Raw genomic sequence first — 23,457 nt, 5'->3', positions numbered from 1 at the left:
ATCAAAAACGACTATACTAAAGAAAACATTTATAAAAACGAGGTGTGTCTAATTGAAACTTTATCATAATTTTGTTGCCAATCTTAAATTAAGACGCTATGTTGTGTTGTTGAGCATCATTTTTTTACTTTATTTTGCCCGTAGTCTTATGACACCAATCTTATTAACCTTTATTTTCACCTATTTGGCTATTCATTTTGTACAATTGGTCCAACGCTTGATCAAAATTAAACCCATTTTTATCGTGGTTGCCTTATATGGTGGAACACTATTACTTTTGTATATTGCCTTAACCAACTATATCCCAATCTTATTTCACCAAACTTGGCACATGGTCGATACGGTCATAGACTTCTACGACAACCAACCGACTAATTCCAATCAAGTCCTCGACTGGATTTTACAATACGTCCAACGGAGTGAGTTTCTTGACCAATTAAAAGGCGGCGCCAGCTTTATCATTGGGTACCTCCACGATTTTGGCAAACTCGCTGTTTCGCTAGCTTTATCTTTTTTACTGAGCTTCTTTTTTACCGTTGAATTAAAGAAAGTAAAAGATTTCTCAAAATTATTTTTTACTAGTGATTTTGGCTGGTTTTTTCAAGATATATTTTACTTTGCCCAAAAATTTATTAACACTTTTGGCGTCGTTTTAGAAGCACAATTTTTTATTGCTATCGTAAACACCGTCATTACGGTTATCGGCTTAGCCATTATGGGATTTCATCAACTACCAAGTTTGGGCTTAATGGTCTTCTTATTTAGTCTCATCCCTGTTGCTGGAGCCATTATTTCAAGTATTCCGCTGTCATTTATTGCCTATTCACAAGGGGGAATGTGGGACTTAATTTTTATCTTATTCATGATTCTTGGCATCCATATTCTAGAAGCCTATGTCTTAAATCCCAAATTCATGTCAAGCCGTACAGAATTACCCATCTTTTACACCTTTGTGATTCTCTTAGTGGCAGAGCGCCTTTTTGGAATTTGGGGCTTAATTGTTGGCATCCCAATTTTTACTTTCTTCTTAGATGTTATGAAAGTCAAAAAAATTCCGCATTCAGAAACTTGAGTAAAATAATTAAACTCTAAGAAACATTTCCCCTCTTATAGCGCAATAGTACAACTTTTAACACGTTAGAAAACACTTTGGTGCATTATTTTTCAACAACACACCTTCAGCCCTTTTCTAACCTGTACTTTTATGAAATCTGATAGATTTTAACAAAAATCGGAAGAAAAAATAACTAAGAGTAGATTTCAACTGTTACTTAACTGTTGGTCTTAAAAAAATTAAGTTGGTTAATACAAGTCTTTCACTAATATTTAGTCTAAAGAAAGTCTTTTATTAAAACGATTGGCTTTTGACTAAGATATAATATGAAAAAGGAGCTGACAAGCCTATGCGTGATATCATTGTTATAGTAGGCACTTTTGCAATAATTGGTTTTGCTGCTTGGGGAAGTGTTATGGAAGGTAAATGGTTGAAAGAAAAAATAAACAAGAAAAATCATAAGCAATAGCTTTGATTTCCGCTAAAAAAAGAAACCCTCTAAAACACTGGTCTTAAAGGGTTTCTGAAACGATTATTTAGTTTCGCGGTGTAAAGTAACTTTTCTTTCGCGTGGGCAATATTTATTTTTTTCCAAGCGGTCAGGGTTGTTACGTTTGTTTTTGCTTGTCAAATAGTTGCGTTCTTTGCAAGAAGTGCATTCTAATGTGATGTTTACGCGCATGTTTTTCCCTCCCATATCCTCATTCGTACTCTAAGATTTCTCTCAGACTTGAATATGATAGCATGTTTTTTCTCTGAATGCTAGTCTTTTAAGTGATTTTTGTTAAGTAGTTTTACTTGACGATAAAGAGTGGTAGATGATGACAATAAAATCACTTGTATTTTTCAATATGGCGATCTTACGATTGAAAAATACAGATGGTTATGATAAAAGTCTCCCACAAAATTAAAATTTTTGTGGGAGACTTTGTATTCTTTTTTTTATTCGAAAAATTCACCGTAGACATCATCTACTGTTTGTTCTGGGTTAATTACGATATAAAGGCTCTTTGTCTCTTCGCTTACTTTAGTTGTTTGGTAAACATTATCCAAACCTTCTGTATCTTTGTCTTTATATGGGAAGTAGACCATATCTGGTTTGCCGGCTTTAAATAAAATTTCCATCCGTTCGATATCTTGATATTTCAAAGCACGGGCAAACATCCCCAATTCTAAACCACCCAAGTTAATATCATGGGTTGCAACATGATCACCTTCTGGATAAATTTCAATTTTAAAGCCCGCACATGGATGAATTTCAACAAATTCACTGCCATTAATTCGACCAAAACTTGTGGTAATTTGTTTAATCCACAAATCGCCAATAAAGCGACGGTTAATCGTCCAAGTTTCTCCATTACGGAAATAAAATTTCAAAGCTGTCATTTCTCTAGCCATTTGACTTCCTCCTCAGATTGTCAACAACCTTTGTGATTGATAACACAATAATTGTGACTTTAACAATTTGTTTCACTCCACTCATTAGTTTAGCACAACTTTAAAATGCAGGATAAGAAAATGCTTACAGCTGATTCAAAAAGTCAGCGGTCTTCACTTCGACGCGTTGATGTTTCCCTTTTGCAATCACAACATTTCCTTCATAACACTGAAACAAAAAGAGCGTTTTGCCTGACTGACTTAATTCAATATCCACTTCAACTGTTATTGTTGCACCAACTTTAGAAGGCTTTAGATGCACCAGCTCAAACTTTACACCAACCGTTGTCTTAGTGCTGTCTAGTTTTTCTTGCAAGTATTCAAAACAGGTATTTTCTACCATTTGTACAACAGCTGGCGTAGCTAACACCGCCAAGCCACCTGAACCCATTTTTTCTGCTGTCAAATCTTTGGTGACTGTGAATTGTTTTTGTCTCATTACTGCTCACCTGCTTGTAGTATTTCTTGTGCTGTCTTTAACAAAATTTTAGCATCATTTTCCAAGACTTGTGTTACTACTTGATATTCCAATTGACTTAAGATTTCTTTTAACCATTTACCAGGCTTTCGATCAAAAGTTTGTAATAAGTCGTTACCGTTAACTGCTAAATCCCGTAATTGTTTAATCGGCAATTTTTCATATTGCATTTCTATTTTTTTTAAATCAGCAGTCAAGTTGTAAAATGGTGCCAAAGCTTCTACTGTCAAACTATTTTCTAAACCTAATTGATAAATTTCCCAATTTGTTAATGGTTTTTCCTGCCGTATTTTCAATCCCCAATGAAGTGCTTGGACATTTTGAATTAACTCATTTGACGCCTTCCATTGTTTTAAAAATGGACGAATTAATGTTTGCCCCATCCCCATTTGCTCAATGAGCACTGTCCACGCTTGTTCTTTTGAGGAGAAAGTCAAAGGTTTCATGTCGGCAAAGCGCAATAAAGCCTCGCCGTAATGCCGCAACCCTGGACAATACAAATAACATTCTGTTTCCACGAGAAATGAAATTGCTTGATTGCGAAATTCACCTAACAAAAGTTTACTAAACTCAACATAAATGCGTTCAACTGAAATCTTGTCGAGTAGTGCATGGTTTTCCAAAATTGCATCAAAAGTTTCAACCTCAAAAGCAAAACCTAGTTGGCTAACAAAACGTAAGCCTCTCATCATGCGCAGCGCATCTTCATGAAAGCGTTCATGAGGATCTCCTACTGCCTTTAAGACGTGTTCTTCTAAATCCATTAAACCATCAAATAAATCAATGATTTCGCCATCATCTTTTAACGCAAAGGCATTAATCGTGAAATCCCGACGTTTTAAATCCTCTGTTAAAGACCGGACGAACTCCACTTGATCAGGACGTCTAAAATCCTGATACGTCGACTCTGTCCGAAAAGTGGTCACTTCATATTGTTCCTCTTGCTGCAAAACTAAAACCGTGCCATGCTCGATGCCGATATCAATTGTGCGGGGGAAGATCTCTTTAATCTCTGCCGGAAATGCACTAGTAGCGATGTCAACATCATGAATTTTATGTCCCAACAAAATATCTCTCACACTACCGCCTACAAAGTAAGCTTCAAAACCAGCTGCCTCAATTTGATTGGTTACCGGTAAAGCACGTTGGAATTCTTCAGGTAATTTAGCTAATCGCATTTTCATCCTCCGGGGCACGCTTGCCGTCTTTTCTTTCAAAGCGGTAATAATCCCGCTGATTAAATTTCGCCATATTTTGATCAAAAACTTCTGTTAAATCAATTTCTAAAGAATTCGCCATTAATAATAAGACAAAAAATACATCCCCTAGTTCTTCAGCAACTGTATTTGGGGCTTCTTCTGCCTTTTTTTGTTTTTCACCGTAGTAATGATTTACCTCTCTAGCTAATTCCCCCACTTCTTCTGTCATACGCGCAAGTTGGGCTAGCGGAGAAAAATATCCTACTTTAAATTGGTCGATATAATCATCTACTTCATGTTGCATCTGTTGCAATGTTTTTTTACTCATGTGATCACTCCTGTCATTATCTTATCAAAATAATTCTGCAATTCAAAGTATGCGCCAATTGTCAGTGTCATTTTTTCGTGCTACATTTGAGAAGGCAGAAAACAGGCGTTATCTTCCTTAGTTTCTAATTGATAAAAAAAGAAGGTGAGACCATGAATACAAACAAATATACTCCTTTATTAAAAGATCTAATTTTAATTCTGATTGGCACCTGTATTTATGCATTTGGTTTAATTTATATCAACATCCCAAACAGCCTCGCTGAAGGGGGCGTAACTGGGATTACCTTGATTTTACGGGCATTATTTGGCATTAACCCAGCCTATAGTACCTTTGTTTTAAATATCCCAATTATTATTTTAGGCGGTAAAATCTTGGGAAAACGTTCTTTTTACTACACTATTTTTGGCACCACCAGCTTGTCTGTATGGCTTTTTATTTGGCAGAAAGTTCCTTTGGCGATTAACTTGGAACATGATTTGCTTATTTCAGCTTTACTAGCCGGTATTATCGCCGGTTTTGGTAGCGGGATCGTTTACCGTGTCGGTGGTACCACCGGTGGTAGTGATGTTATCGCCCGCATTTTAGAAAAAAAACAGGGGATTTCAGTCGGTCGCTCTTTATTTTTCTTTGATATTTTAATTTTATTGGCTTCCTTAACTTATATTGATTTAAAAAGAATGATGTATACGTTAATTTTCTCTTATGTCTTTGCCAACATCGTAGATACCATTTTAGACGGCGGCTATTCAGCTAAAGGCATTCTCGTTATTTCCAATGAGACAAAACAAATGGCACCTGTCTTAATGGAAATAACCGGACGGGGTACGAGCTTTTTAAAAGGCGAGGGCGCCTATTCTGGTACAGATAAAAATATTTTGTACATGGTGGTTACTTCCAGAGAAGTTATGGAAGTAAAACGCATTATTGCTGAATTTGATGAACAAGCTTTTATTTCCGTTATCAATGTCCATGAAGTGGCAGGTGAAGGCTTCACTTACAAACGCCCCAAAAATAACTTTTTTAAAAAGGTCAAAAATCATAGTTAACCTCTCATAAAAAAGGCGGTAAAATCTTATCCTAAAATACTTAGGAATAAAATTTTACCGCCATTTTAATCAACTGTTTTTTGTCCTTTATATTGCTCTAACTCTTTGTTCACAGCTTCTGATAAACGTAAAAATGTCTCTTCATCACCTTTTTCTAACGCTGCATCAATTTCTTGGTACAATTGCTTAATCCGTGCCGTTTGCTCTTCTTCAAAGAGGAATTGATCAATACTGTCAATTACATCAGGATCGATGTTTTCATTCCACTTCATGAAAGGATTATCCTCTAAAATCGACAAATAGCCAGGATTATCCCACGCATTGTCAAAGAGGCATTCAATATATAACGCATCTTTCCAATTCAAACGGATTTCATGAAAAATTTGGTCGCTGTCGTCAAAAACTTTTCCTGAAATAAACAATTTGATAGGATCACCTTGGACTGTTAAATCACGAATCTGTAACCCCCGGCTGGTCGTATCTGCATTTTCAACAAAATGAACATTGTTTAAAATTGCTTCATGATTTGCTAAGTAATTTAAAATCCAACAAACTTCCCGACGGCTAAAAGAGGCATGGGTAACAAACCAATTGAGAAAATTTTTCTTTTCTTTGACATCGATAAACATCGTCCTCACCTTCTTTTCTTTATGATAAAGCCTCCAAAATCGACTGTACTTCTAAATCACCAGGCTCATGAGCCAGATAGTGTTCCAATAATTCTTTTGCAGCTTGAATCTGACCTTCTTCTCGTAAGAAAATCCCATATTCTTTCATAAATTCTGGTTCGTGATGCAATTCAATATTAGCTTTTTCGTAATGAATTGCTGCTTGGCTAAAGTCTTCTAATTGATTATAGGCCTGAGCCAAATTCCACTGGGCATAGGCGTCATCGGGATTTTCCATTTGGTCAATCGTCGTAATAACCGCTTCGTATTCTTCTTGTTTTAAGTATAGATTACTCAACATAAATAGTGTTTGGTCTAATTTATCACCGGTTTCCAATGCTTTTTGCAAATATTCTTCAGCTTTTTTATCATCGTGAAGTCGGTAAACATTCTCAGAGGCAAATTGATAAAAATCAACATTAAAAGGATTTTCTTTAATCCCCGCTTCAATTACTTCTTGGGCTTCTTCTAACTGCTCTTCATCTTGCATTGCTTCTGCTAAATACAAATACAAGGATTGATATTGTGGGTTTAAACTGCGTAATTGCTCAAGATATTGAATAACTTGTTCATTTTCTTTTAATTGACGGTACACAAAAGCAATTTGAAAAAGGCGATCATCGGTTACTTGCGTTTCGAGTGCGCGACGCAAATGAAGTACAGCCTCTTCAAATTGGCCCTCCATGCTTAACGCCGTGCCTAAGCGTTCCTCTAATAAGATATCTGCCATTTCTGTTATATTGGAATTTAATAAAATTTGGTAAATCGTCGCAGCCTCACCAAAACGCTCGGTTGTGAAAAATAACTCCGCTAAAGCAAATTGAATTAAAGGTTCGTCTGGCAAAATTTTTGCAGCTTCAGTCAATTTTGCTTCACTAACTTCTGGAATACCAATCATTTGATAAAGATCCGCAGCTAATAGTAGTGCTTGTACATAATAATCACTATTTTTGGGAACTTTTTCAATGAAATTCAACGCTTGATCACTATTATCATTTTCAATGGCCACTTCAGCTAAGCCTAAATATAATTCTTCATTATTAGGATATTTCTCCAATAGATGTAAAAAAGTCTGTTCCGATTCTTCTAAAAAACCAATCTGTAACAAATATTGTGCCAATTCGTGTAATTGACTATCACCATCTTTAGCTAACGCTTGATTAAATGCTAAATTAGCACTCACCAAATCTTCATTTTCTAAGGCTTCTAGCATTTGTTCACTATATGATTTTTCCATTAACTTTCACGAATCTCCTTTATGATAGCTTGATATTTTTCAATTGCTTGTTGCAATGATTGAACGGTAACCTTTGTTTTCTTACCAACTTTGCCGATTTTTGCTAACACGAAAATTGGTGCCTCTTTTTGCGCTTGAGCTAAAACTTGCAACTGGTAATCGGTTAAAGAAATCTGTTTTGGTAAATAAATAGGATAGCCTAGTCGTTGAAACCAAATTAAAAAATTTTTCAAATTAAAGTGCAGTTTGTCATTGGCATCGCTCCAGAATAAATGGAATAAAATTCCAAATAAACGTTTCATATTAGAAGATAGCAAATGCCCATTTTCGGTTTGGTAAAAAGCCGCTTCAAATAACTGCCCGAAGGTTTCAATTTCAGCTGATTCAGCATAATAATCAATCAACTCTGTTATTAATGCAGCAAAAGAACGGCGATATACTAGTTGTTGATTAGGAAAATTCTGATATAAATTTTGCAAGAAATCGTAGTCACAAACTAGACCTATTCGTATGAAAACTAGTAGATCAACTAATTTTCCCTCTGTTTGTGCTTCTGTCAAAGTTTGATCAAAATATACTGCCTGTGGCAAATTTTTAACCTGCAGTAACACTTGGCTATTTTGTTTCATTACGGCTTGTTCTGTGATTAAGGCTTTGGCTAAAGAACGAACCGAAACCGGGAGACACCAGTAATGCCCGGGCAAAACCGTGGTCTGTGCTAAAAAGCCAGTTAACTGCATAACACCTTCATTTCCATAACCACAAAATAGATAATTGCGATTTGACGGAAATCGTTCTAAAAAGTGGAGTAAATTCATTAGTTCTTCTAAATTATTACAATATGTTTGATTGCGACAAACATACCAGTCAATGTCATAGGCATTTTTGAAAAGCTGACTGACTTTTTCAAAAGAACGATCATAATATTTCTGATTTGTTAAAATAATCACGTGTAAATTATCGCTAGCAGCAGGATTGATACTTTTATTTAATGTTTCGCCATAAAATATCTGTGTGGTTAATTGGTCTTTTTGATAGCTCTTCTCCATAAGCTCCTCCTAGTATAAGTTTATCATTAAAAGGCAGAGAACCAAAAGATTTCGCCATCATTTTCTCCTTCAAAAAAAAGAAAAAAACTTCCCACTTTTAATGAGAAGTTTCCTACGACCAATTAAATTACCAACTTGCTTTTTTTACACCAGGAATTTTGCCTTCATGGGCCAATTCTCTGAATTTCACCCGTGACATGCCAAACTTGCGCATATAACCTCTTGGACGTCCGTCAATCCGGTCACGATTTTTCAAGCGGTTAGGATTAGAATCTTTGGGTAATTTCGCCAACGCTTCATAATCGTGGGCTTGTTTTAATTCATAGCGAATCGCCGCATAACGCGCAATCATCGCTTCTTGTTTTTTTGATTTTGCAATTTTTGATTTTTTTGCCATTTTGCTGTCCTTTCTTTTTTTAGCCAGCAGACAATTATTTGAGCATTTAAAACGTAATATTTACGCTTTGTTAATATAGCACGTTTTTCCTTTTGCCGCAAATAACTTAGCTTAGAAGGATCAAATACATTCTACATGTCAAAAAAAGCTTCAACTAACCCTACTCTACCTTTTGCTTTTAGTAGTTTTAGCTAAAGCTATTTTTTATAGTCATAAAATAATAGATATATTTCTATTTAATTAAATGTAACGATTGCCTGCTATTTCCTTTATTTTTAAAACTTAATTAAACTAATAATGAGTAAAGCGAAGGTTCTGCTTGTAAGTTAATATATGTTGGATCAAATTGCTCCAAGCGCGTTAATAACGCCGTTAAATCAGCGGTTTCTTTAAGCAGGACACCTAACACGACTGGACCTGTCCCCCGATTAATTTTTTTTGTATATTCAAAACGCGTAATATCATCCTTTGGACCTAAAACTTCACTCACAAATTCCTTTAAAGCACCAGGACGTTGTGGAAAATTCACCACAAAATAATGCTGCAAGCCTTCATAAACAAGAGAACGTTCCTCAATTTCTGCCATGCGACTAATATCATTATTCCCACCACTGATAACGCAAATGATGGTTTTTCCTTTAATTTCATCTTTTAAAACTTCTAATGCTGCCACACTCACAGCACCAGCCGGCTCGGCCACAATCGCTTGCTTGGTATATAATTCTAAAATAGTCGAACAAACTAAACCTTCATCTACCACTGCTAACGCGTCTAGGTAAGCTTTGGCATGAAAATACGTTAATAACCCCACTTCTTTAACCGCAGCGCCGTCAACAAACTTGTCAATTTCATTTAATGAAACTGGACCACCATGATCAAAAGCTGCCTGCATAGAAGGTGCTCCTTTTGGCTCAACTCCAATAATTTTTGTTGCTGGACTCGTATTTTTTACATAAGAGGCAATCCCGCTGATTAACCCGCCGCCACCAATGGCAGCTAAAATATAATCAGGCTTAAATCCTTCTTTTTGGGCATCGGTCATCATTTCAAGCGCTAGTGTACCTTGTCCAGCAATAATATCTGGATCATTAAAAGGATCAATAAATGCCATTTTTTGTTTTACTGCGAATTCTTTTGCCGCTTTTGCTGAAGCATCAAAAGTATCGCCAACTAATCTGATTGAAACTTTCTTGCCACCAAAAAATTCTACCTGTGCAATTTTTTGGTGTGGTGTCGTTGTGGGCATAAAGATAACAGCAGAAATATTCATTTCGTGACTAGTATAAGCAACTCCTTGGGCATGATTACCAGCACTAGCACAAACTACCCCATTAACTAATTGTTCATGGGGTAGTTTTTTTATGGCATAATAAGCACCTCTTAACTTGAAGGAACGAACTTTTTGCAAATCTTCCCGCTTTAATAAAATCGTTGCCTCATACTTTTCAGATAAGTAGCGATCGTATTGTAATGGCGTATGGCTAACTGCCTCTTTTAATACTTTGTATGCCCTTTTGATTTGTACATCCGTCGTCAAATCCAAGGTGCTCACCTCCAAAACTAATCTTTTTTCGTTACAAAAGGCATCATTTTTCGTAGTTCATTACCAACTTGTTCAATTTGATGTCCGGCGTTTTCTTTTCGCATTTGCTTAAACTCAGGAAAACCAGCTTTATTATCATCAATAAAACCTTTGGCAAAGTTACCGTTTTGAATATCAGTTAAAACTTCTTTCATATGTTTTTTTGTTTCGGCTGTGATCACACGTGGTCCAGAAACATAGTCCCCATATTCAGCTGTATTTGAAATAGAATGACGCATCTTAGAAAAACCACCTTCATAAATCAAATCGATGATTAATTTCATTTCATGACATACTTCAAAATAGGCAAGTTCTGGTTGGTATCCAGCTTCGACTAAGGTTTCAAAACCTGCTTCGATCATTGAAGTTAGACCGCCACATAAAACAGCCTGTTCACCAAATAGATCTGTTTCAGTTTCTTCTTTGAAAGTTGTTTCCAATACACCAACGCGGGTGGCTCCGATTCCTTTTGCATAAGATAGCGCAATATCTTGTGCTTTTCCACTAGCATCTTGATACACTGCAAACAACGCTGGGACAGCAAATCCTTCTGTGAAAGTACGGCGAACCAAGTGTCCTGGTCCTTTTGGTGCAACTAAGAAAACATCAACATCTGCCGGAGGTGTGATAACATCAAAATGGATATTAAATCCATGGGCAAAAGCTAATGCATTACCAGCAGCAAGGTTCGGGGCGATTTCATTGTCGTAAAGTTCACCTTGAATTTCATCTGGTGCCAAAATCATTACAACGTCACTTTCTTTTGTTGCTTGGGCTACTGACTTAACGGTAAAACCGTCTTCACGGGCTGCGTCAGCTGATTTGCCTTCACGAATACCAATAATAACGTTGTGTCCTGTATCTCGCAGATTTTGCGCATGAGCATGTCCTTGTGAACCATAACCTACAATTGTAATCGTTTTGTCTTGCAATGCATCTTGTTCTACACTATTTTCGTAATAAACTTTTACCATATTAAAGTCCCTCCAAATATTCAAAATTATATTAACAGCAATTTTTTGCGATTAACCTCTAGTAAAGCCAGTAATGCCTGTACGTGCCATTTCTTTAATTCCGTATGGTCTTAAAATATCAATACACGCATCAACTTTTTCAGATGAGCCGGCAATTTGAACGGCAATAGTTTTGATACCCACGTCGACAATGTCTGCTCGAAAGGGTTCGATCATTGTTTTAATCTCTGTTCTCGTAGCAGCTGGCGCATTCACCTTGACCAGTGCCAATTCCCGCTCAAGGTGTGGCTCATCGGTAATATCAGAAACTTTTACGACCGCAATTTGTTTATTGAGCTGTTTGGTGACTTGTTCAACTTCAGCTAAGGTCGCAACATTAATAACAAAGGTCATGCGAGAAATTTCTTTATCTTCAGTTTCTCCAACGGAAATACTTTCAATATTCACTTGTCGGCGATACAAAACACTACTAATCCGACTTAAAACGCCAACGTGATTGTAGACCATCGCAGTAATCATCCGTTTCATTTTAGTCCACCCCTATCATTTGATCATTGGCTTTTCCCGGAGGAATCATCGGTAAGACATGTTCGGTGGGGGAAATAACAACTTCAATTAAGCCTGGTCCTGGCTTGTTAAATGCCTTAGTAAAATCAGCTTCCATCGTTGCTGGATTTTCAATTTTGACGCCATTTATGCCGTAAGCTTTTGCTAACATGACAAAGTCTGGTGAGCTTGCAAAAACTGATTGGGAACGACGATTCTCATAGAAAACTTCCTGCCATTGTCGTACCATTCCCAAAGAATTATTATTTAGCAAAATAAATTTAATATCTAATTGGTGTTCATTTAAAATAGCGAACTCTTGATTGGTCATTTGGAAACCGCCATCCCCCACAAAAACAACAATTTGACTATCGGGATTTCCAAATTTAGCACCAATACCAGCGGGAATACCATAACCCATAGTCCCTAATCCACCGCTTGTAACCAATTGATTGGCAAATTTGAAAGGATAATACTGCGCAACCCACATTTGATGTTGGCCAACATCAGTTACCACGTAAGCATTACCTTTCGTCAATTTTCCCACAAGTTCAATTACTTTTTGTGGTTTAATTTCTGTAGTGCTATCACGATCGTAAGTAAATGGTTTTTCTTGATGACGCTGCAGGCATAAAGATTGCCATTTTCTAGTATCTTGGACTTTAATTTCTTTATTCAACATACTCAAAAGAGCTTTTTTTACGTCTGCTACGATGGGAATCGCAGTTGGAATGATTTTCCCAATTTCTGCAGGATCAATATCAACGTGAGCTACTGTTGCGTTTTGGGCAAAATCTTTTGGAGAAGTTGCCAAACGGTCTGAAAAACGACAACCAAAGTTAATCAATAAATCACAGTCCACTAACGCCATATTAGCTGCATAAGATCCGTGCATACCTGCCATGCCTAAGAATAATTCATGATCGCTTTTAAGAACGCCCAAACCCAGCAAACTTGAAATTGTGGGAATCTGATATTTTTCAACAAAACGCGTAAGTTCCATTGCTGCATTTGCGGCCACAACTCCTCCACCAGCTAAAACTACAGGTCGTTTTGCTTCTGCTAATTTTTCCATCAACCGATTTATCTGCAGTGCAGAAGGCTGCGTATTGGGATGATAGCTTTCTAGGTGAACTTCATTTGCTGGTTGCGCATCAGTTTGACAAACTGTCATATCTTTAGGCAAATCAACTACTACTGGACCTTTACGACCTGTAGTGGCAATATGAAACGCTTCGTTTAAAATTTGGGGTAAATCATTGATATTACGGACTTGATAATTATTTTTTGTAATCGGTAGCGTGATACCTAAAATATCAGCTTCTTGAAAAGCATCTTTACCAATTCCTTGCGTCACCACTTGCCCGGTAATAACAACTAAGGGGACTGAATCACTCATCGCATCAGCAATCCCTGTTACAACATTTGTTGCTCCCGGACCGCTCGTAACAACAACAACCCCCGGTTTTCCGGTTGACTTAGCATATCCTTGTGCGGCATGAACAGCTCCTTGTTCGTGTCTGGTTAAAATATTGGGAATATCTTCGTGGTAAAGCGCGTCATATAATGGCAAGACCGAGCCGCCGGGATACCCAAAAATAATTTCAACGTCTTGTTTTGCTAGACAGTCTAATAATAATTTTGCACCTGAAAATTGTTCTGCGACGCTTGCATTTTTTTGCGTACTTGCCATTTATATCACTCCATTTCTTCTGGTAATTTCATGATCCCACCGGTATGAGCCGAGGTAACTAAAGCTGAATAGCGGGCTAACCAACCCTTTTTGACTTTACGTTTAAATTGCGGTAACCCTTCTGCACGAAAAGTCATTTCTTCTTGGGATAAAGCTACGTTAATGGTTCGTTTTACTAAGTCAATTGTGATTTCATCACCATCACAAATGAGCGCTATGGGCCCACCACTAGCAGCTTCAGGGGAAATATGACCAACTGCAATTCCTCTTGTTGCCCCAGAAAAACGTCCATCTGTAATTAACGCCACGTCTTTGCCTAAACCACGTCCAACAATGCTAGATGTTGGGGCCAGCATTTCAGGCATTCCTGGTCCGCCTTTTGGCCCTTCATAACGAATTACGACCACATGACCTTTTTGAACAATATGATTGTCAATTGCATTAACTGCTTCATCGTGAGAATTAAAACAAATTGCTTTTCCTGTGAAGACTTTAACACTAGGATCTACCCCACCAACTTTAATGACACTACCTTCTGGTGCGATATTGCCATATAAAATTGATAGTCCACCCACTGGACTATAAGGATTTTCTTTTGGATGAATAACCGCTTCATTTTGAATTGTAGCATGGGCCACATTTTCTCGAATTGTTTTACCCGTCACTGTAATCCGATCGGAATGAATCGCTCCTTCAATGTGAACTAATTCATTAATGATGGCAGAAACACCACCTGCTTTGTGGATATCATGCATTGAATAAGCAGAGGATGGGGCAATTTTAGCTAAATAAGGAACACGTTTAGCAATTGCATTAACTTCTTCCAAATTGTAATTAATTTGTGCTTCATTGGCGATCGCTAAGGTATGTAACACCGTATTGGTTGAACCGCCCATCGCCATATCCAAAGCAAAAGCATCATCGATTGCTTCTTTTGTTACAATTTCACGAGGCTTTATTTGTTTTTTCACAAGATCCATTAAATGATGAGCCGATTTTCGGACTAATTCTTTTCGTTCTTTGGAAACGGCTAAAATCGTCCCATTACCTGGTAATGCTAATCCTAAAATCTCTAACAAACAGTTCATAGAATTGGCGGTAAACATTCCAGCACAAGAACCACAAGTCGGGCAGGCATTTTGTTCTAAAAAATTAAAATCAGCTTCTGACATCTGACCTTCCTTGTAAGCACCAACAGCTTCAAACATTGAAGATAACGTCGCTTTGTGTCCTTTGGGATCAATTCCTGCTTTCATGGGACCGCCAGAACAAAAAATTGAAGGGACATCAGTTCTAACTGAAGCCATGATCATTCCCGGTGTAATCTTGTCGCAATTCGGCATATAAAAAACACCGTCAAACCAGTGCGCGTTTATCACCGTTTCAGCTGCATCAGCAATTAGTTCACGACTAGGCAATGAATAGCGCATCCCAATATGTCCCATCGCAATCCCATCATCAACACCAATTGTATTAAACTCAAAAGGAATGCCACCAGCTTCGCGAATCGCTTCTTTAGCTACTTCAGCAAGCTCTCTTAAATGAACGTGACCGGGAACAATATCGATATAAGAATTGCAGATGGCAATAAAAGGTTTATTCATATCTTGAATATTTTTAACTTGTCCAGTTGCATACAATAAACTGCGAGCTGGCGCCGCATCGATTCCTTTTTTTATTTGATCACTTCTCATTTCATCAGCTCCCATTTTTATCGATTTAAGAAAAAAAGCATCCCAATGTTTTGGGATGCTTTAGTAAGAATCCCTCTCGCTAGCGCAAATAGGACTCAAACAACCGGATTTTTACTCATCTTCCGTGTTCTAAGTCCAGGACTTGATAATTAAAATGACGATTTCATGATTCAAGTCGAATTTGCACATACAGGATTCTCCTATTCTTAAAAAGGCTTATTTTCAATTAATTTTGTTAAATATATCGTGTTCACTAAGTAAAGTCAATGAATTTTCAGAATTTTTTTTATTTTCTTTCTTTATTGTTCAGAAAATTGTTTGCTGTTTTTCCCAAAAAATTTGCGATAAACTGATTATTCTAACACTACTTATTAATTATGCTATCTCAACTCTAATATTTTGTCATTCATAACGAATGTTAGGGTTCATTATTGCATAATTTGAGAAATCATTTTCCTGGTTGCTGCTATTCCTTCATTTTCCAAAGTCGAAACGATTTTACTGCCAATGACAACGCCATCGCAATTGGCTTTAAAACGTGTCACATGTTCTTTTTGACTAATACCAAAACCAGCCAAAACCGGGATACTGCTTTGCTTGGTGATATAGGCCAAGTGGTCGTCTAATTTTTTTTCATAATCATTCTTACTTCCTGTGATGCCGTTAAGTGTTACAGCATAGACAAAGCCTTCTGCTACACTTAAAAGTTCGGTGATACGTTTTTTTGAACTAGTCAAAGAAATCAATTGTAATAATGCAATATCATCTTCATCCAATACTGGTTTGACTAAATCACGATGTTCAAAGGGTAAATCGGGAATGATCATTCCTTTTACATCCGTTTGCGCGATATCTTCAACGAACTTTTCAAGACCATAACGAAAAAAAGAATTTGTATAGCCCATCATGATTAAAGGCACTGGTGCGTGTATCTCTTTTAAGGCAGCGATAATTTTTGCCAGTGTTACTTTTTTTTGTAATGCTTTTAGGCCCGCTTTTTGAATTGTCGGACCATCTGCAACTGGGTCAGAAAAAGGAATACCAATTTCAATTGCATCTGCACCACACTCGGCTAACATATGAATTTCTTGGGCTAAATTTTCTAATCCGTTGGCACCGGCCATGAGATAGGGAACAAACAATGTTTTTCCGGTTTCTCTTTTCTTTTGTAAAAAAACTGTTAGTGATTTCATCTTATTTTCCCTCTCTTTCTTTGATTTGGGCTACATCTTTATCGCCACGACCAGATAAACAAATTACCATTCCTTCATCTTTAGCTAAATTTGGAGCAAGTTTTAGAGCATACGCAATAGCATGGGAACTTTCCAAAGCAGGAATAATCCCTTCTAACTTGGAAAGCAAGTGAAAAGCAGCTACTGCCTCCTCATCTGTTACACTTACATATTCAGCTCTCTTTATTTCATGTAGATAAGAATGTTCTGGTCCAATCCCCGGATAATCTAGTCCAGCAGAAATAGAAAAAGCTTCTTCGACTTGACCATCCGCATCTTGTAATAAGAACATTTTGCTACCATGTAAAACACCAACTGCCCCTTTAGTTATTGAAGCTGCGTGCTGTGAGGTATCAAGTCCTTTACCCGAGGCTTCTACCCCAATTAATTTTACCGATTCATCATTTATAAATGGATAAAACAGCCCCATAGCATTGCTGCCACCACCAACACAGGCAAGGGCAATTTCTGGTAGTTTTTTTTCTTTTGCAAAATATTGTTCCCGGGCTTCTTGACCAATAACACTTTGATAGTCCCGTACAATTTCAGGAAACGGATGGGGACCTAAAACTGATCCCATCACGTAATGCGTATCTTCCACCTGCGCAACCCAATAGCGTAATGCCTCATTCACCGCATCTTTTAAGGTTTTACTTCCAGAAGTTACACTAACAACTTTTGCCCCCAAAAGCTCCATCCGAAAAACATTCAATTCTTGGCGGCTAACATCTACTTCTCCCATAAAAATAATGCATTCCATTCCAAATAGCGCTGCTGCTGTCGCCGTTGCTACCCCATGTTGACCAGCACCCGTTTCAGCAACTATTTTAGTTTTGCCCATTTTTTTCGCTAGCAAAACTTGGCCTAAAGCGTTATTGATCTTATGAGCACCCGTATGATTTAAATCTTCTCTTTTTAAATAAATTTTGCCACCGCCACAATAATTTGTTAAACGTTCGGCAAAAAACAAAGGCGTTTTACGTCCAACATAATCTTTTAAATAATAGCTTAGCTCTGCTTGAAAGGCTTCGTCTTTTTTTGATGCTTCATAGGTTTTAGTCAGTTCTTTAACAGCATACATCAATGTTTCCGGGACAAACTGTCCCCCGAAAGAACCATAAAAACCCTTTTCATTTGGCATTTTATACATATAATTCCTCCTAAAAAATTTTAATTAGTTTTAACTTTTTGAATAAATGCAGTAATTTTTGCTAAATCTTTTTTTCCTCCAGTTTCAACGCCACTTGAAACATCGACAGCAAATGGTGAAAAATATGCAATGGCCGCTGTTACATTTTGACTGTTTAAACCACCTGCTATAAATAAGTTTGTTTTGTCGATTTTTGCTACCTCAATTTTTTTCCAATCAAAAATAGTACCATTACCACCGGCATATTTTCCAGCTGGAGCATCCAAAAGTAAGTAATTAGCACAACAATTAAAATCTTTTTTGTCAGGGCTTTGGGCAATAATGACAGGTAGTGGTAATGAACCTTTCGGCACTTTGCCGTGAATTTGAATAACATCTAATTTTGCGGTAGTAGCAATTTGTATTACCTCAGCTATTGTTGGTGAAACAAATACACCGACTTTTTTTATCGTTTTAGGTACCACTTCGCTTATTGCGGCTGCTTTTTCTGGCGTTATTTGGCGGGGACTTTTGGCAAAAACAAAACCAACGTAGTCTACTTTTAATTGACATATTTTTAGTAACGTTTCTTTATCGGTAATGCCGCAAATTTTCACCTTCGTCATTGACAGCTCACCTGCAATTCTTGTATTTTCTCACTAGGATTACTACTGCGCATTAATGTCTCGCCAACTAAAACACCATGAAATTTATCCTTGATTAAATTGACATTTGCTTGCGTTTTAAAACCTGATTCGCTAATATAAATACCTTCATCTGCTATATCACAAGCAATGCTAACATCTATACTAACTTCAAATGTCGTTAAATTACGATTGTTGACACCAATTAAGTCAGCACCAAGGGCTTTTGCTCGTGTGATTTCACCAGCATTGTGACATTCTACCAGTACTTCTAATTGGAGTGATTTAGCATAGTCAAATAATTCTTTTAGATTAACTTGTGATAATGCTGCTACGATTAGTAAGACCAAGCTAGCCCCCGCATTATAAGCACGATTGATTTGTTTTTTGGAAATGATGAAGTCTTTACAAAGAATCGGTACTTGAACTGTTTTTGCTATTTTTTTTAGATCAGTGACACTACCTTTAAAAAAAATTGGATCTGTTAAAACAGAAATGGCGCTAACTTTCGCTAACTCATAAGTTTTTGCTTGTACTAAGATATCAGCTGTTAAATTAATATCACCTTTTGATGGCGATGCTCGCTTAATCTCACCAATCACATGCATTCTCTGGGGATTTTCTTTCACAATTTTTATAAAGCTGACTAAGTCTTGGCGTAAGATGATCGGTTCTACCTGCATTTTTGCAACTTCAATTTCTTTTTGTGCTAAAATATTGGCTAAAAAATCCATCAGGCTACCTCCTGTAATTTAATTAACTGTTGCAATTTGTCATAAGCGGCTCCTGATGCAATAATACTTCGTGCATATTCAATGCCTTTTGTGAGACTTAAAACTTTACCATTAGCATAAAAACCAAAAGCAGCATTTAAAATTACTGTATCTAGATAGGGGGAAGTTTTGTTTTGCAAGACGCTTAAAAGAATTTCGCTATTTTCTTTGGCATCTCCTCCTGAAATTGCTGCTATTTCATAAGTTGGTAATCCCAATTCTTTTGAACTAACAACGTGTTGCGTTACATTCTCACCATCAAAAAGCGCATATTGGGTATCCCCGCTTAAATTTGCTTCATCCATCCCGCCAAAACCATGAAGGACAATCGCTCTTTTACGACCTAAGTGCATTAATGTTTCACAAGTTTCTTTGATTAAATCACCCGCACATGTCCCCATTAATTGGGTTTGTAATGTAACGGGATTTGTAAGCGGACCAATTAAATTTAATATCGTCGGTGTCGCCAATTCTTGCCGTATTTTACTGACATAACACATATTTTTATGCATCGCTGGTGCAAAAAGAAAGGCAATACCAATTTCATTTAGCAAATAACTTAGCGCTTGTTTTGACAAAGCAAGCTTCACTCCTAACGCTTCTAAAACATCGGCACTACCAGAGCGACTCGAAATACTACGGTTACCGTGCTTTGCCATGGGAATACCGCCTGCTGCCAAAACAAAGGCTGCCGTTGTACTAATATTAAAAGTCTGTAAGTTATCACCTCCTGTACCGCAATTATCCATTGCCGTCACAGGAGTATTGTCAATTTTTAACGCTGCTTGTTGCAACACTTGAGCCAATGCGGCCATCTCATAAGAGGTTACACCTTTTAGTTTTAGCGCAATTAAAAAGGCACTGATTTGACTTTCCCTTAGCTGACCACTAAACATGGCTTGTGCTACTTGTTTCATCTCACCTTCAGCTAAATTTTTTTGTTGATATAATTTTTCAAAAAGCTGCTTCATTTTACTTCCTCCAAAACTGTAATAAAGTTTTTTATCAATTCTTGCCCAAATTGGCTGCCGATAGATTCCGGATGAAACTGCAAGCCAAAAATTGGATAGTCTCGATGTTTAATCGCCATAATTAAGCCATCACTACAACCGTGAACCTCAAGTTTTAAAGGCAAACTGTTTAAAAGTAATGAATGGTAGCGCATAACTTCAAATCTTTCAGGCAATCCTGCAAAAAGACCACATCCCTTGTGATAAAGCTTGGACACTTTCCCGTGTAAAACCGCAGGGGATTGAATGATCTGCCCACCAAAAACTTCTCCGATTGCCTGATGTCCCAAACAAATTCCCAGCATTGGCTTTGTCTGATAAAAATTTCGAATCAAGTTTTCCATCTCACCAGCTTCACTGGGGACACCTGGTCCTGGTGAGAATACAATCGCCTCTGCAACATTTGCAACCTCGTACAAATCTGGATCATCATTTCTTAAAATTGTTAATTTTCTACCAGGAAAAAGCTGCGCTAAATTATAAGTAAAAGAGTCATAATTATCTACCAACAAAATCATAATCCCACCTCCAAAAGCCCTTGAGCTTTATGTAGTGTCTCGAAATATTCTTTTGTAGGGTTCGAGTCGTAGACAACACCGGCACCGGCTTGTAAATAAATGATTTGATTTTTGACAACTGCTGTTCGAATTGCAATTGCAAAATCCGCTTCATTATTCAAGGAGTAATAGCCAACCGCGCCAGCATAGACACCTCTTTTCACTTTTTCAAATTGATAGATTCGCTGCATTGTGCGAATCTTTGGCGCACCAGAAACTGTTCCCACTGGTAATATGGCTTTTAAGGCGTCCATAGGCGTTAGCTCTTTTTTTATTTTTCCTTCCACAACAGAACAGATGTGCATCACAAAGCGATATTTTTCAATTGTCATCAGCTGCGTTACAGCAACTGATCCTAATTTTGATACCTTATTCAAATCATTTCGGGCTAAATCAATTAACATCATGTGTTCTGCTCGTTCTTTTTCATCAGCCAGTAACTCTTTAGCAAAAAGCTTATCTTCTAATTCACTTTTCCCCCGCGGTCTCGTACCTGCAATTGGATTCGTTACTATTTTTTGATCTTTTACACTGACTAAAATTTCTGGTGATGCACCGATAATTTGGTAATCTTTAAAATCCAAATAATACATATATGGCGATGGATTTGATTTTCTTAACTGACGATAATAGGCAAATGGCGTGACTGTTAATTCAGCTGTTAATCTTTGGGATAAAACAACTTGAAACATATCTCCGGCGGCAATTAATTTCTTGGCATTTTTAACAATTGTTTCAAACTCTTTTTGACAAACAGAGGGCTCAGCTTTTAGCTTTAATGCCCTCATAGGTGTCATTTCATCTTCTGCCATTACTTTTATTTCTTCTACTAACTGCTGACAACGCCTTTGCAATGTTGTTTTATCACAATTGCTGTAGGCGTTGCTACAGATGATAGTGACCTGCTTTTTAACGTGCTCATAGATCACATATGTTTCAAAAAGATAAAGATGTAAATCTGGCAATTCCATTTCATCAGGAGGTATGCTACCGATATTTTCATAGCAAGCCGCGATATCATAGCCAACATAACCAATTGCCCCTCCTTGAAAGGGCAATTGGGGTAAAATATCACAATTTTTCACGACATATTTTTCTAATTCTTTTAAAGGATCTGTCACTGGGTAACAGTTATTTTGCGTTTGGAGGATTCCATTTTGATAGGACAACTTATCAATTGGATCAAGTGCAATCATCGAATAGCACTCCTGTTGATGATTTTGAAGCAAACTTTCCAATAAAAATTTTTCTTTGGATTTTAAGCGTAAATATAATGAAACTGGTGTTAAAAAGTCACCATTCATCCTTTGTATAATTTTCATACCATCCCTCCATTTAAAAAACAAAAAAGCCCCCAAGCCTGCTAATGCAGACTTGAGGGCGAATAGCTCACGGTGCCACCTCATTTTGTTTATTCCAAGCAATTTAAGTAACCTAAATAAACCTCTTATTCAGTCGTCAAACAACAACCTTCCTTTAGATAACGGGAGTTTTCCGGATAACCCTACTGATGTTCAAGTTATCAGCGCAAAAGTCCATTCACAAATTTTGACTTACTGACTCGCACCTGCCGCCAGTTCTCTGAAAAGCCTGAAAATTTGTTACTCCTCTTTTGTTCGCTTAATATTTAAAGCCAATCATACAGAAACAAGTAAAATAAGTCAAGAATTTTCAGAATATTCTTTTGAGTTTTTATTTAAAATAGCACTTTATTTATCCTTTTTTAGCTAAATAAAGTGATTGCGAACCCATTTTTTCATAAATACTTTTTAAAACATCCAAATTAACTACTTCTTTTTGGCCGTAAGGATCGTTAACGTAAATATCGCTATCTTTAACACCAGTAATTACCACTGCATGACATAGTGCTGTTACTGAAACACTGCCATTATTTGTTTGCCACAGCATAAAATCACTTTCTGTTGGGATAACAAAATCGACAGTAGTTACAATCCAAACAGGTACACCATTCATTACTTGTTGCAACAAAGAGTAAAAATCAGTGTTGCTTGAACTGACAACACGATAGTCACTTTGCACAACTGATTTTGCTACTTTGGCAATTGGCTCTACAAAAGCCCCCATTGCTAGATAACCTTCATAAATGTTACCGACAAAACCACTACGGGGATCACCGTGAATGTCATTTTCTTCATCTTCATAAACTGGCACATAAGCTAACTTTTCTGCCAATTCATTTTTATTTGTCTTATAACCATAAAATTGGAGCAACATCGAAAGTGCCGTTATTTCACAACCATTTTCAAGGGGAACATCTCCTGCAAACTGATTTTCAAGCGGCACATCGAGTAAAGTGTTAGAAACTTTCCCCTGCTCTTCATTTAGTGTATTAACTGTTTTTTCAAAGGATTGGTTTTCCTTTTCATTTATCTTAAATGTCTTTGTTTGGAGCAAAATAGTTCCCGTGAGGACTAGTAATATTATAAAAGTCTTTTTTAACATCGCCATTTTTGCCCCTTTCTTTTCTACTTACAGTATAAATACAAAAGCTTAAAGGAAGCTAAAGAAAAGCTTTAAATGTAGAAAATGAGTTAAATTTAGCAATTAGAAAGACTAGTCGTTGCAATAAATTTATTAGTAAGTCACCTTATCTTGAAATTTTTTACTAGCTGTCAATTTCTGACAAAACAAAAAACCGTCAGAGCCCTAGGGCTCTGGCGGTCTTTTCACTGCAATTATTTCACAGCATCTTTCACATTGACACCA

At 37.0% G+C, this 23,457-nt stretch carries 24 protein-coding genes and 1 other annotated feature; of the genes, 2 read left to right on the top strand and 22 right to left on the bottom strand.

Going from position 1 to position 23,457, the window contains the following annotated elements; all coding sequences use genetic code 11:
- Positions 1-52 precede the first annotated feature (52 nt).
- Positions 53-1,072, top strand: a complete 1,020-nt coding sequence (locus AC6R0T_RS05740; RefSeq protein ID WP_206905671.1) for an AI-2E family transporter — start codon at positions 53-55, stop codon at positions 1,070-1,072.
- Positions 1,073-1,586: 514 nt separating this feature from the next.
- On the opposite strand, the gene rpmG is transcribed toward AC6R0T_RS05740, so the two are convergent.
- The 5 genes from rpmG to AC6R0T_RS05715 form a co-directional block, all read right to left on the bottom strand.
- The gene (gene rpmG, locus AC6R0T_RS05735) at positions 1,587-1,736 is read right to left on the bottom strand and encodes a 50S ribosomal protein L33 (protein WP_016172256.1); all 150 of its coding nucleotides are present in this window, start codon (positions 1,734-1,736) and stop codon (positions 1,587-1,589) included.
- A 260-nt stretch (positions 1,737-1,996) separates the two neighbouring features.
- On the bottom strand, positions 1,997-2,452 hold the full coding sequence (locus AC6R0T_RS05730) for a hypothetical protein (protein ID WP_206905669.1): 456 nt from the start codon (positions 2,450-2,452) through the stop codon (positions 1,997-1,999).
- 124 nt (positions 2,453-2,576) lie between these two features.
- On the bottom strand, positions 2,577-2,930 hold the full coding sequence (locus tag AC6R0T_RS05725; RefSeq protein WP_303753451.1) for a thioesterase family protein: 354 nt from the start codon (positions 2,928-2,930) through the stop codon (positions 2,577-2,579).
- Complete coding sequence (locus tag AC6R0T_RS05720; RefSeq protein WP_303753452.1) at positions 2,930-4,147, bottom strand: CCA tRNA nucleotidyltransferase; 1,218 nt, start codon at positions 4,145-4,147, stop codon at positions 2,930-2,932. Before AC6R0T_RS05720 ends, AC6R0T_RS05725 begins: the two co-directional genes overlap by 1 nt.
- The gene (locus AC6R0T_RS05715) at positions 4,134-4,496 is read right to left on the bottom strand and encodes a nucleotide pyrophosphohydrolase (protein ID WP_206905664.1); all 363 of its coding nucleotides are present in this window, start codon (positions 4,494-4,496) and stop codon (positions 4,134-4,136) included. The genes AC6R0T_RS05720 and AC6R0T_RS05715 overlap by 14 nt, the downstream gene beginning before the upstream one ends.
- A 152-nt stretch (positions 4,497-4,648) precedes the next feature.
- On the opposite strand from AC6R0T_RS05715, the gene AC6R0T_RS05710 reads away from it, so the two are divergent.
- The gene (locus AC6R0T_RS05710) at positions 4,649-5,545 is read left to right on the top strand and encodes a YitT family protein (RefSeq protein ID WP_206905663.1); all 897 of its coding nucleotides are present in this window, start codon (positions 4,649-4,651) and stop codon (positions 5,543-5,545) included.
- A 65-nt stretch (positions 5,546-5,610) separates the two neighbouring features.
- On the opposite strand, the gene AC6R0T_RS05705 is transcribed toward AC6R0T_RS05710, so the two are convergent.
- From AC6R0T_RS05705 to AC6R0T_RS05625, 17 genes are all read right to left on the bottom strand, one after another.
- Positions 5,611-6,174, bottom strand: a complete 564-nt coding sequence (locus tag AC6R0T_RS05705) for a ReoY family proteolytic degradation factor (protein WP_206905662.1) — start codon at positions 6,172-6,174, stop codon at positions 5,611-5,613.
- Between the two features lie 19 nt (positions 6,175-6,193).
- The gene (locus AC6R0T_RS05700) at positions 6,194-7,450 is read right to left on the bottom strand and encodes a tetratricopeptide repeat protein (protein WP_303753453.1); all 1,257 of its coding nucleotides are present in this window, start codon (positions 7,448-7,450) and stop codon (positions 6,194-6,196) included.
- Complete coding sequence (locus AC6R0T_RS05695) at positions 7,450-8,499, bottom strand: hypothetical protein (protein WP_282461292.1); 1,050 nt, start codon at positions 8,497-8,499, stop codon at positions 7,450-7,452. The genes AC6R0T_RS05700 and AC6R0T_RS05695 overlap by 1 nt, the downstream gene beginning before the upstream one ends.
- A 127-nt stretch (positions 8,500-8,626) precedes the next feature.
- Positions 8,627-8,896 (bottom strand): 30S ribosomal protein S14, encoded by a 270-nt coding sequence (gene rpsN / locus AC6R0T_RS05690; RefSeq protein WP_206905659.1) that lies wholly within the window; start codon positions 8,894-8,896, stop codon positions 8,627-8,629.
- A 286-nt stretch (positions 8,897-9,182) separates the two neighbouring features.
- The gene (ilvA, locus tag AC6R0T_RS05685; RefSeq protein ID WP_303753455.1) at positions 9,183-10,439 is read right to left on the bottom strand and encodes a threonine ammonia-lyase IlvA; all 1,257 of its coding nucleotides are present in this window, start codon (positions 10,437-10,439) and stop codon (positions 9,183-9,185) included.
- Between the two features lie 17 nt (positions 10,440-10,456).
- Positions 10,457-11,452, bottom strand: a complete 996-nt coding sequence (ilvC, locus tag AC6R0T_RS05680) for a ketol-acid reductoisomerase (RefSeq protein WP_230708680.1) — start codon at positions 11,450-11,452, stop codon at positions 10,457-10,459.
- Positions 11,453-11,503: 51 nt separating this feature from the next.
- Positions 11,504-11,980 (bottom strand): acetolactate synthase small subunit, encoded by a 477-nt coding sequence (gene ilvN / locus AC6R0T_RS05675; protein WP_206905647.1) that lies wholly within the window; start codon positions 11,978-11,980, stop codon positions 11,504-11,506.
- A gap of 1 nt (position 11,981) precedes the next feature.
- On the bottom strand, positions 11,982-13,691 hold the full coding sequence (ilvB, locus tag AC6R0T_RS05670) for a biosynthetic-type acetolactate synthase large subunit (RefSeq protein WP_303753456.1): 1,710 nt from the start codon (positions 13,689-13,691) through the stop codon (positions 11,982-11,984).
- A 5-nt stretch (positions 13,692-13,696) separates the two neighbouring features.
- Positions 13,697-15,385 (bottom strand): dihydroxy-acid dehydratase, encoded by a 1,689-nt coding sequence (ilvD, locus tag AC6R0T_RS05665; RefSeq protein ID WP_303753457.1) that lies wholly within the window; start codon positions 15,383-15,385, stop codon positions 13,697-13,699.
- 428 nt (positions 15,386-15,813) lie between these two features.
- Positions 15,814-16,578, bottom strand: coding sequence for a tryptophan synthase subunit alpha (trpA, locus tag AC6R0T_RS05660; protein ID WP_303753458.1), 765 nt, complete (start codon positions 16,576-16,578; stop codon positions 15,814-15,816).
- Between the two features lies 1 nt (position 16,579).
- Complete coding sequence (gene trpB / locus AC6R0T_RS05655) at positions 16,580-17,767, bottom strand: tryptophan synthase subunit beta (RefSeq protein WP_303753459.1); 1,188 nt, start codon at positions 17,765-17,767, stop codon at positions 16,580-16,582.
- 20 nt (positions 17,768-17,787) lie between these two features.
- The gene (locus AC6R0T_RS05650; protein WP_303753460.1) at positions 17,788-18,372 is read right to left on the bottom strand and encodes a phosphoribosylanthranilate isomerase; all 585 of its coding nucleotides are present in this window, start codon (positions 18,370-18,372) and stop codon (positions 17,788-17,790) included.
- Positions 18,369-19,124 carry an indole-3-glycerol phosphate synthase TrpC gene (locus AC6R0T_RS05645; protein ID WP_303753461.1) on the bottom strand — a complete coding sequence of 252 codons (756 nt, stop codon included), beginning with the start codon at positions 19,122-19,124 and terminating at the stop codon, positions 18,369-18,371. The genes AC6R0T_RS05650 and AC6R0T_RS05645 overlap by 4 nt, the downstream gene beginning before the upstream one ends.
- The gene (gene trpD, locus AC6R0T_RS05640) at positions 19,124-20,134 is read right to left on the bottom strand and encodes an anthranilate phosphoribosyltransferase (RefSeq protein WP_206905628.1); all 1,011 of its coding nucleotides are present in this window, start codon (positions 20,132-20,134) and stop codon (positions 19,124-19,126) included. The genes AC6R0T_RS05645 and trpD overlap by 1 nt, the downstream gene beginning before the upstream one ends.
- The gene (locus AC6R0T_RS05635; RefSeq protein ID WP_303753462.1) at positions 20,131-20,691 is read right to left on the bottom strand and encodes an anthranilate synthase component II; all 561 of its coding nucleotides are present in this window, start codon (positions 20,689-20,691) and stop codon (positions 20,131-20,133) included. The genes trpD and AC6R0T_RS05635 overlap by 4 nt, the downstream gene beginning before the upstream one ends.
- Entirely contained in the window at positions 20,688-22,052 is a 1,365-nt protein-coding gene (gene trpE, locus AC6R0T_RS05630; protein ID WP_303753463.1) for an anthranilate synthase component I, read from the bottom strand. The genes AC6R0T_RS05635 and trpE overlap by 4 nt, the downstream gene beginning before the upstream one ends.
- Before the next feature lie 51 nt (positions 22,053-22,103).
- Positions 22,104-22,356 (bottom strand) — a binding site (T-box leader).
- An 87-nt stretch (positions 22,357-22,443) separates the two neighbouring features.
- Positions 22,444-23,193, bottom strand: a complete 750-nt coding sequence (locus AC6R0T_RS05625) for a C39 family peptidase (protein ID WP_500559737.1) — start codon at positions 23,191-23,193, stop codon at positions 22,444-22,446.
- Positions 23,194-23,457: the final 264 nt, after the last annotated feature.

This window comes from Enterococcus sp. S86.2 (assembly GCF_059834485.2).
The sequence above is the reverse complement of the archived record's forward strand: the minus strand, read 5'-3'. Positions and strand labels throughout refer to the sequence as shown.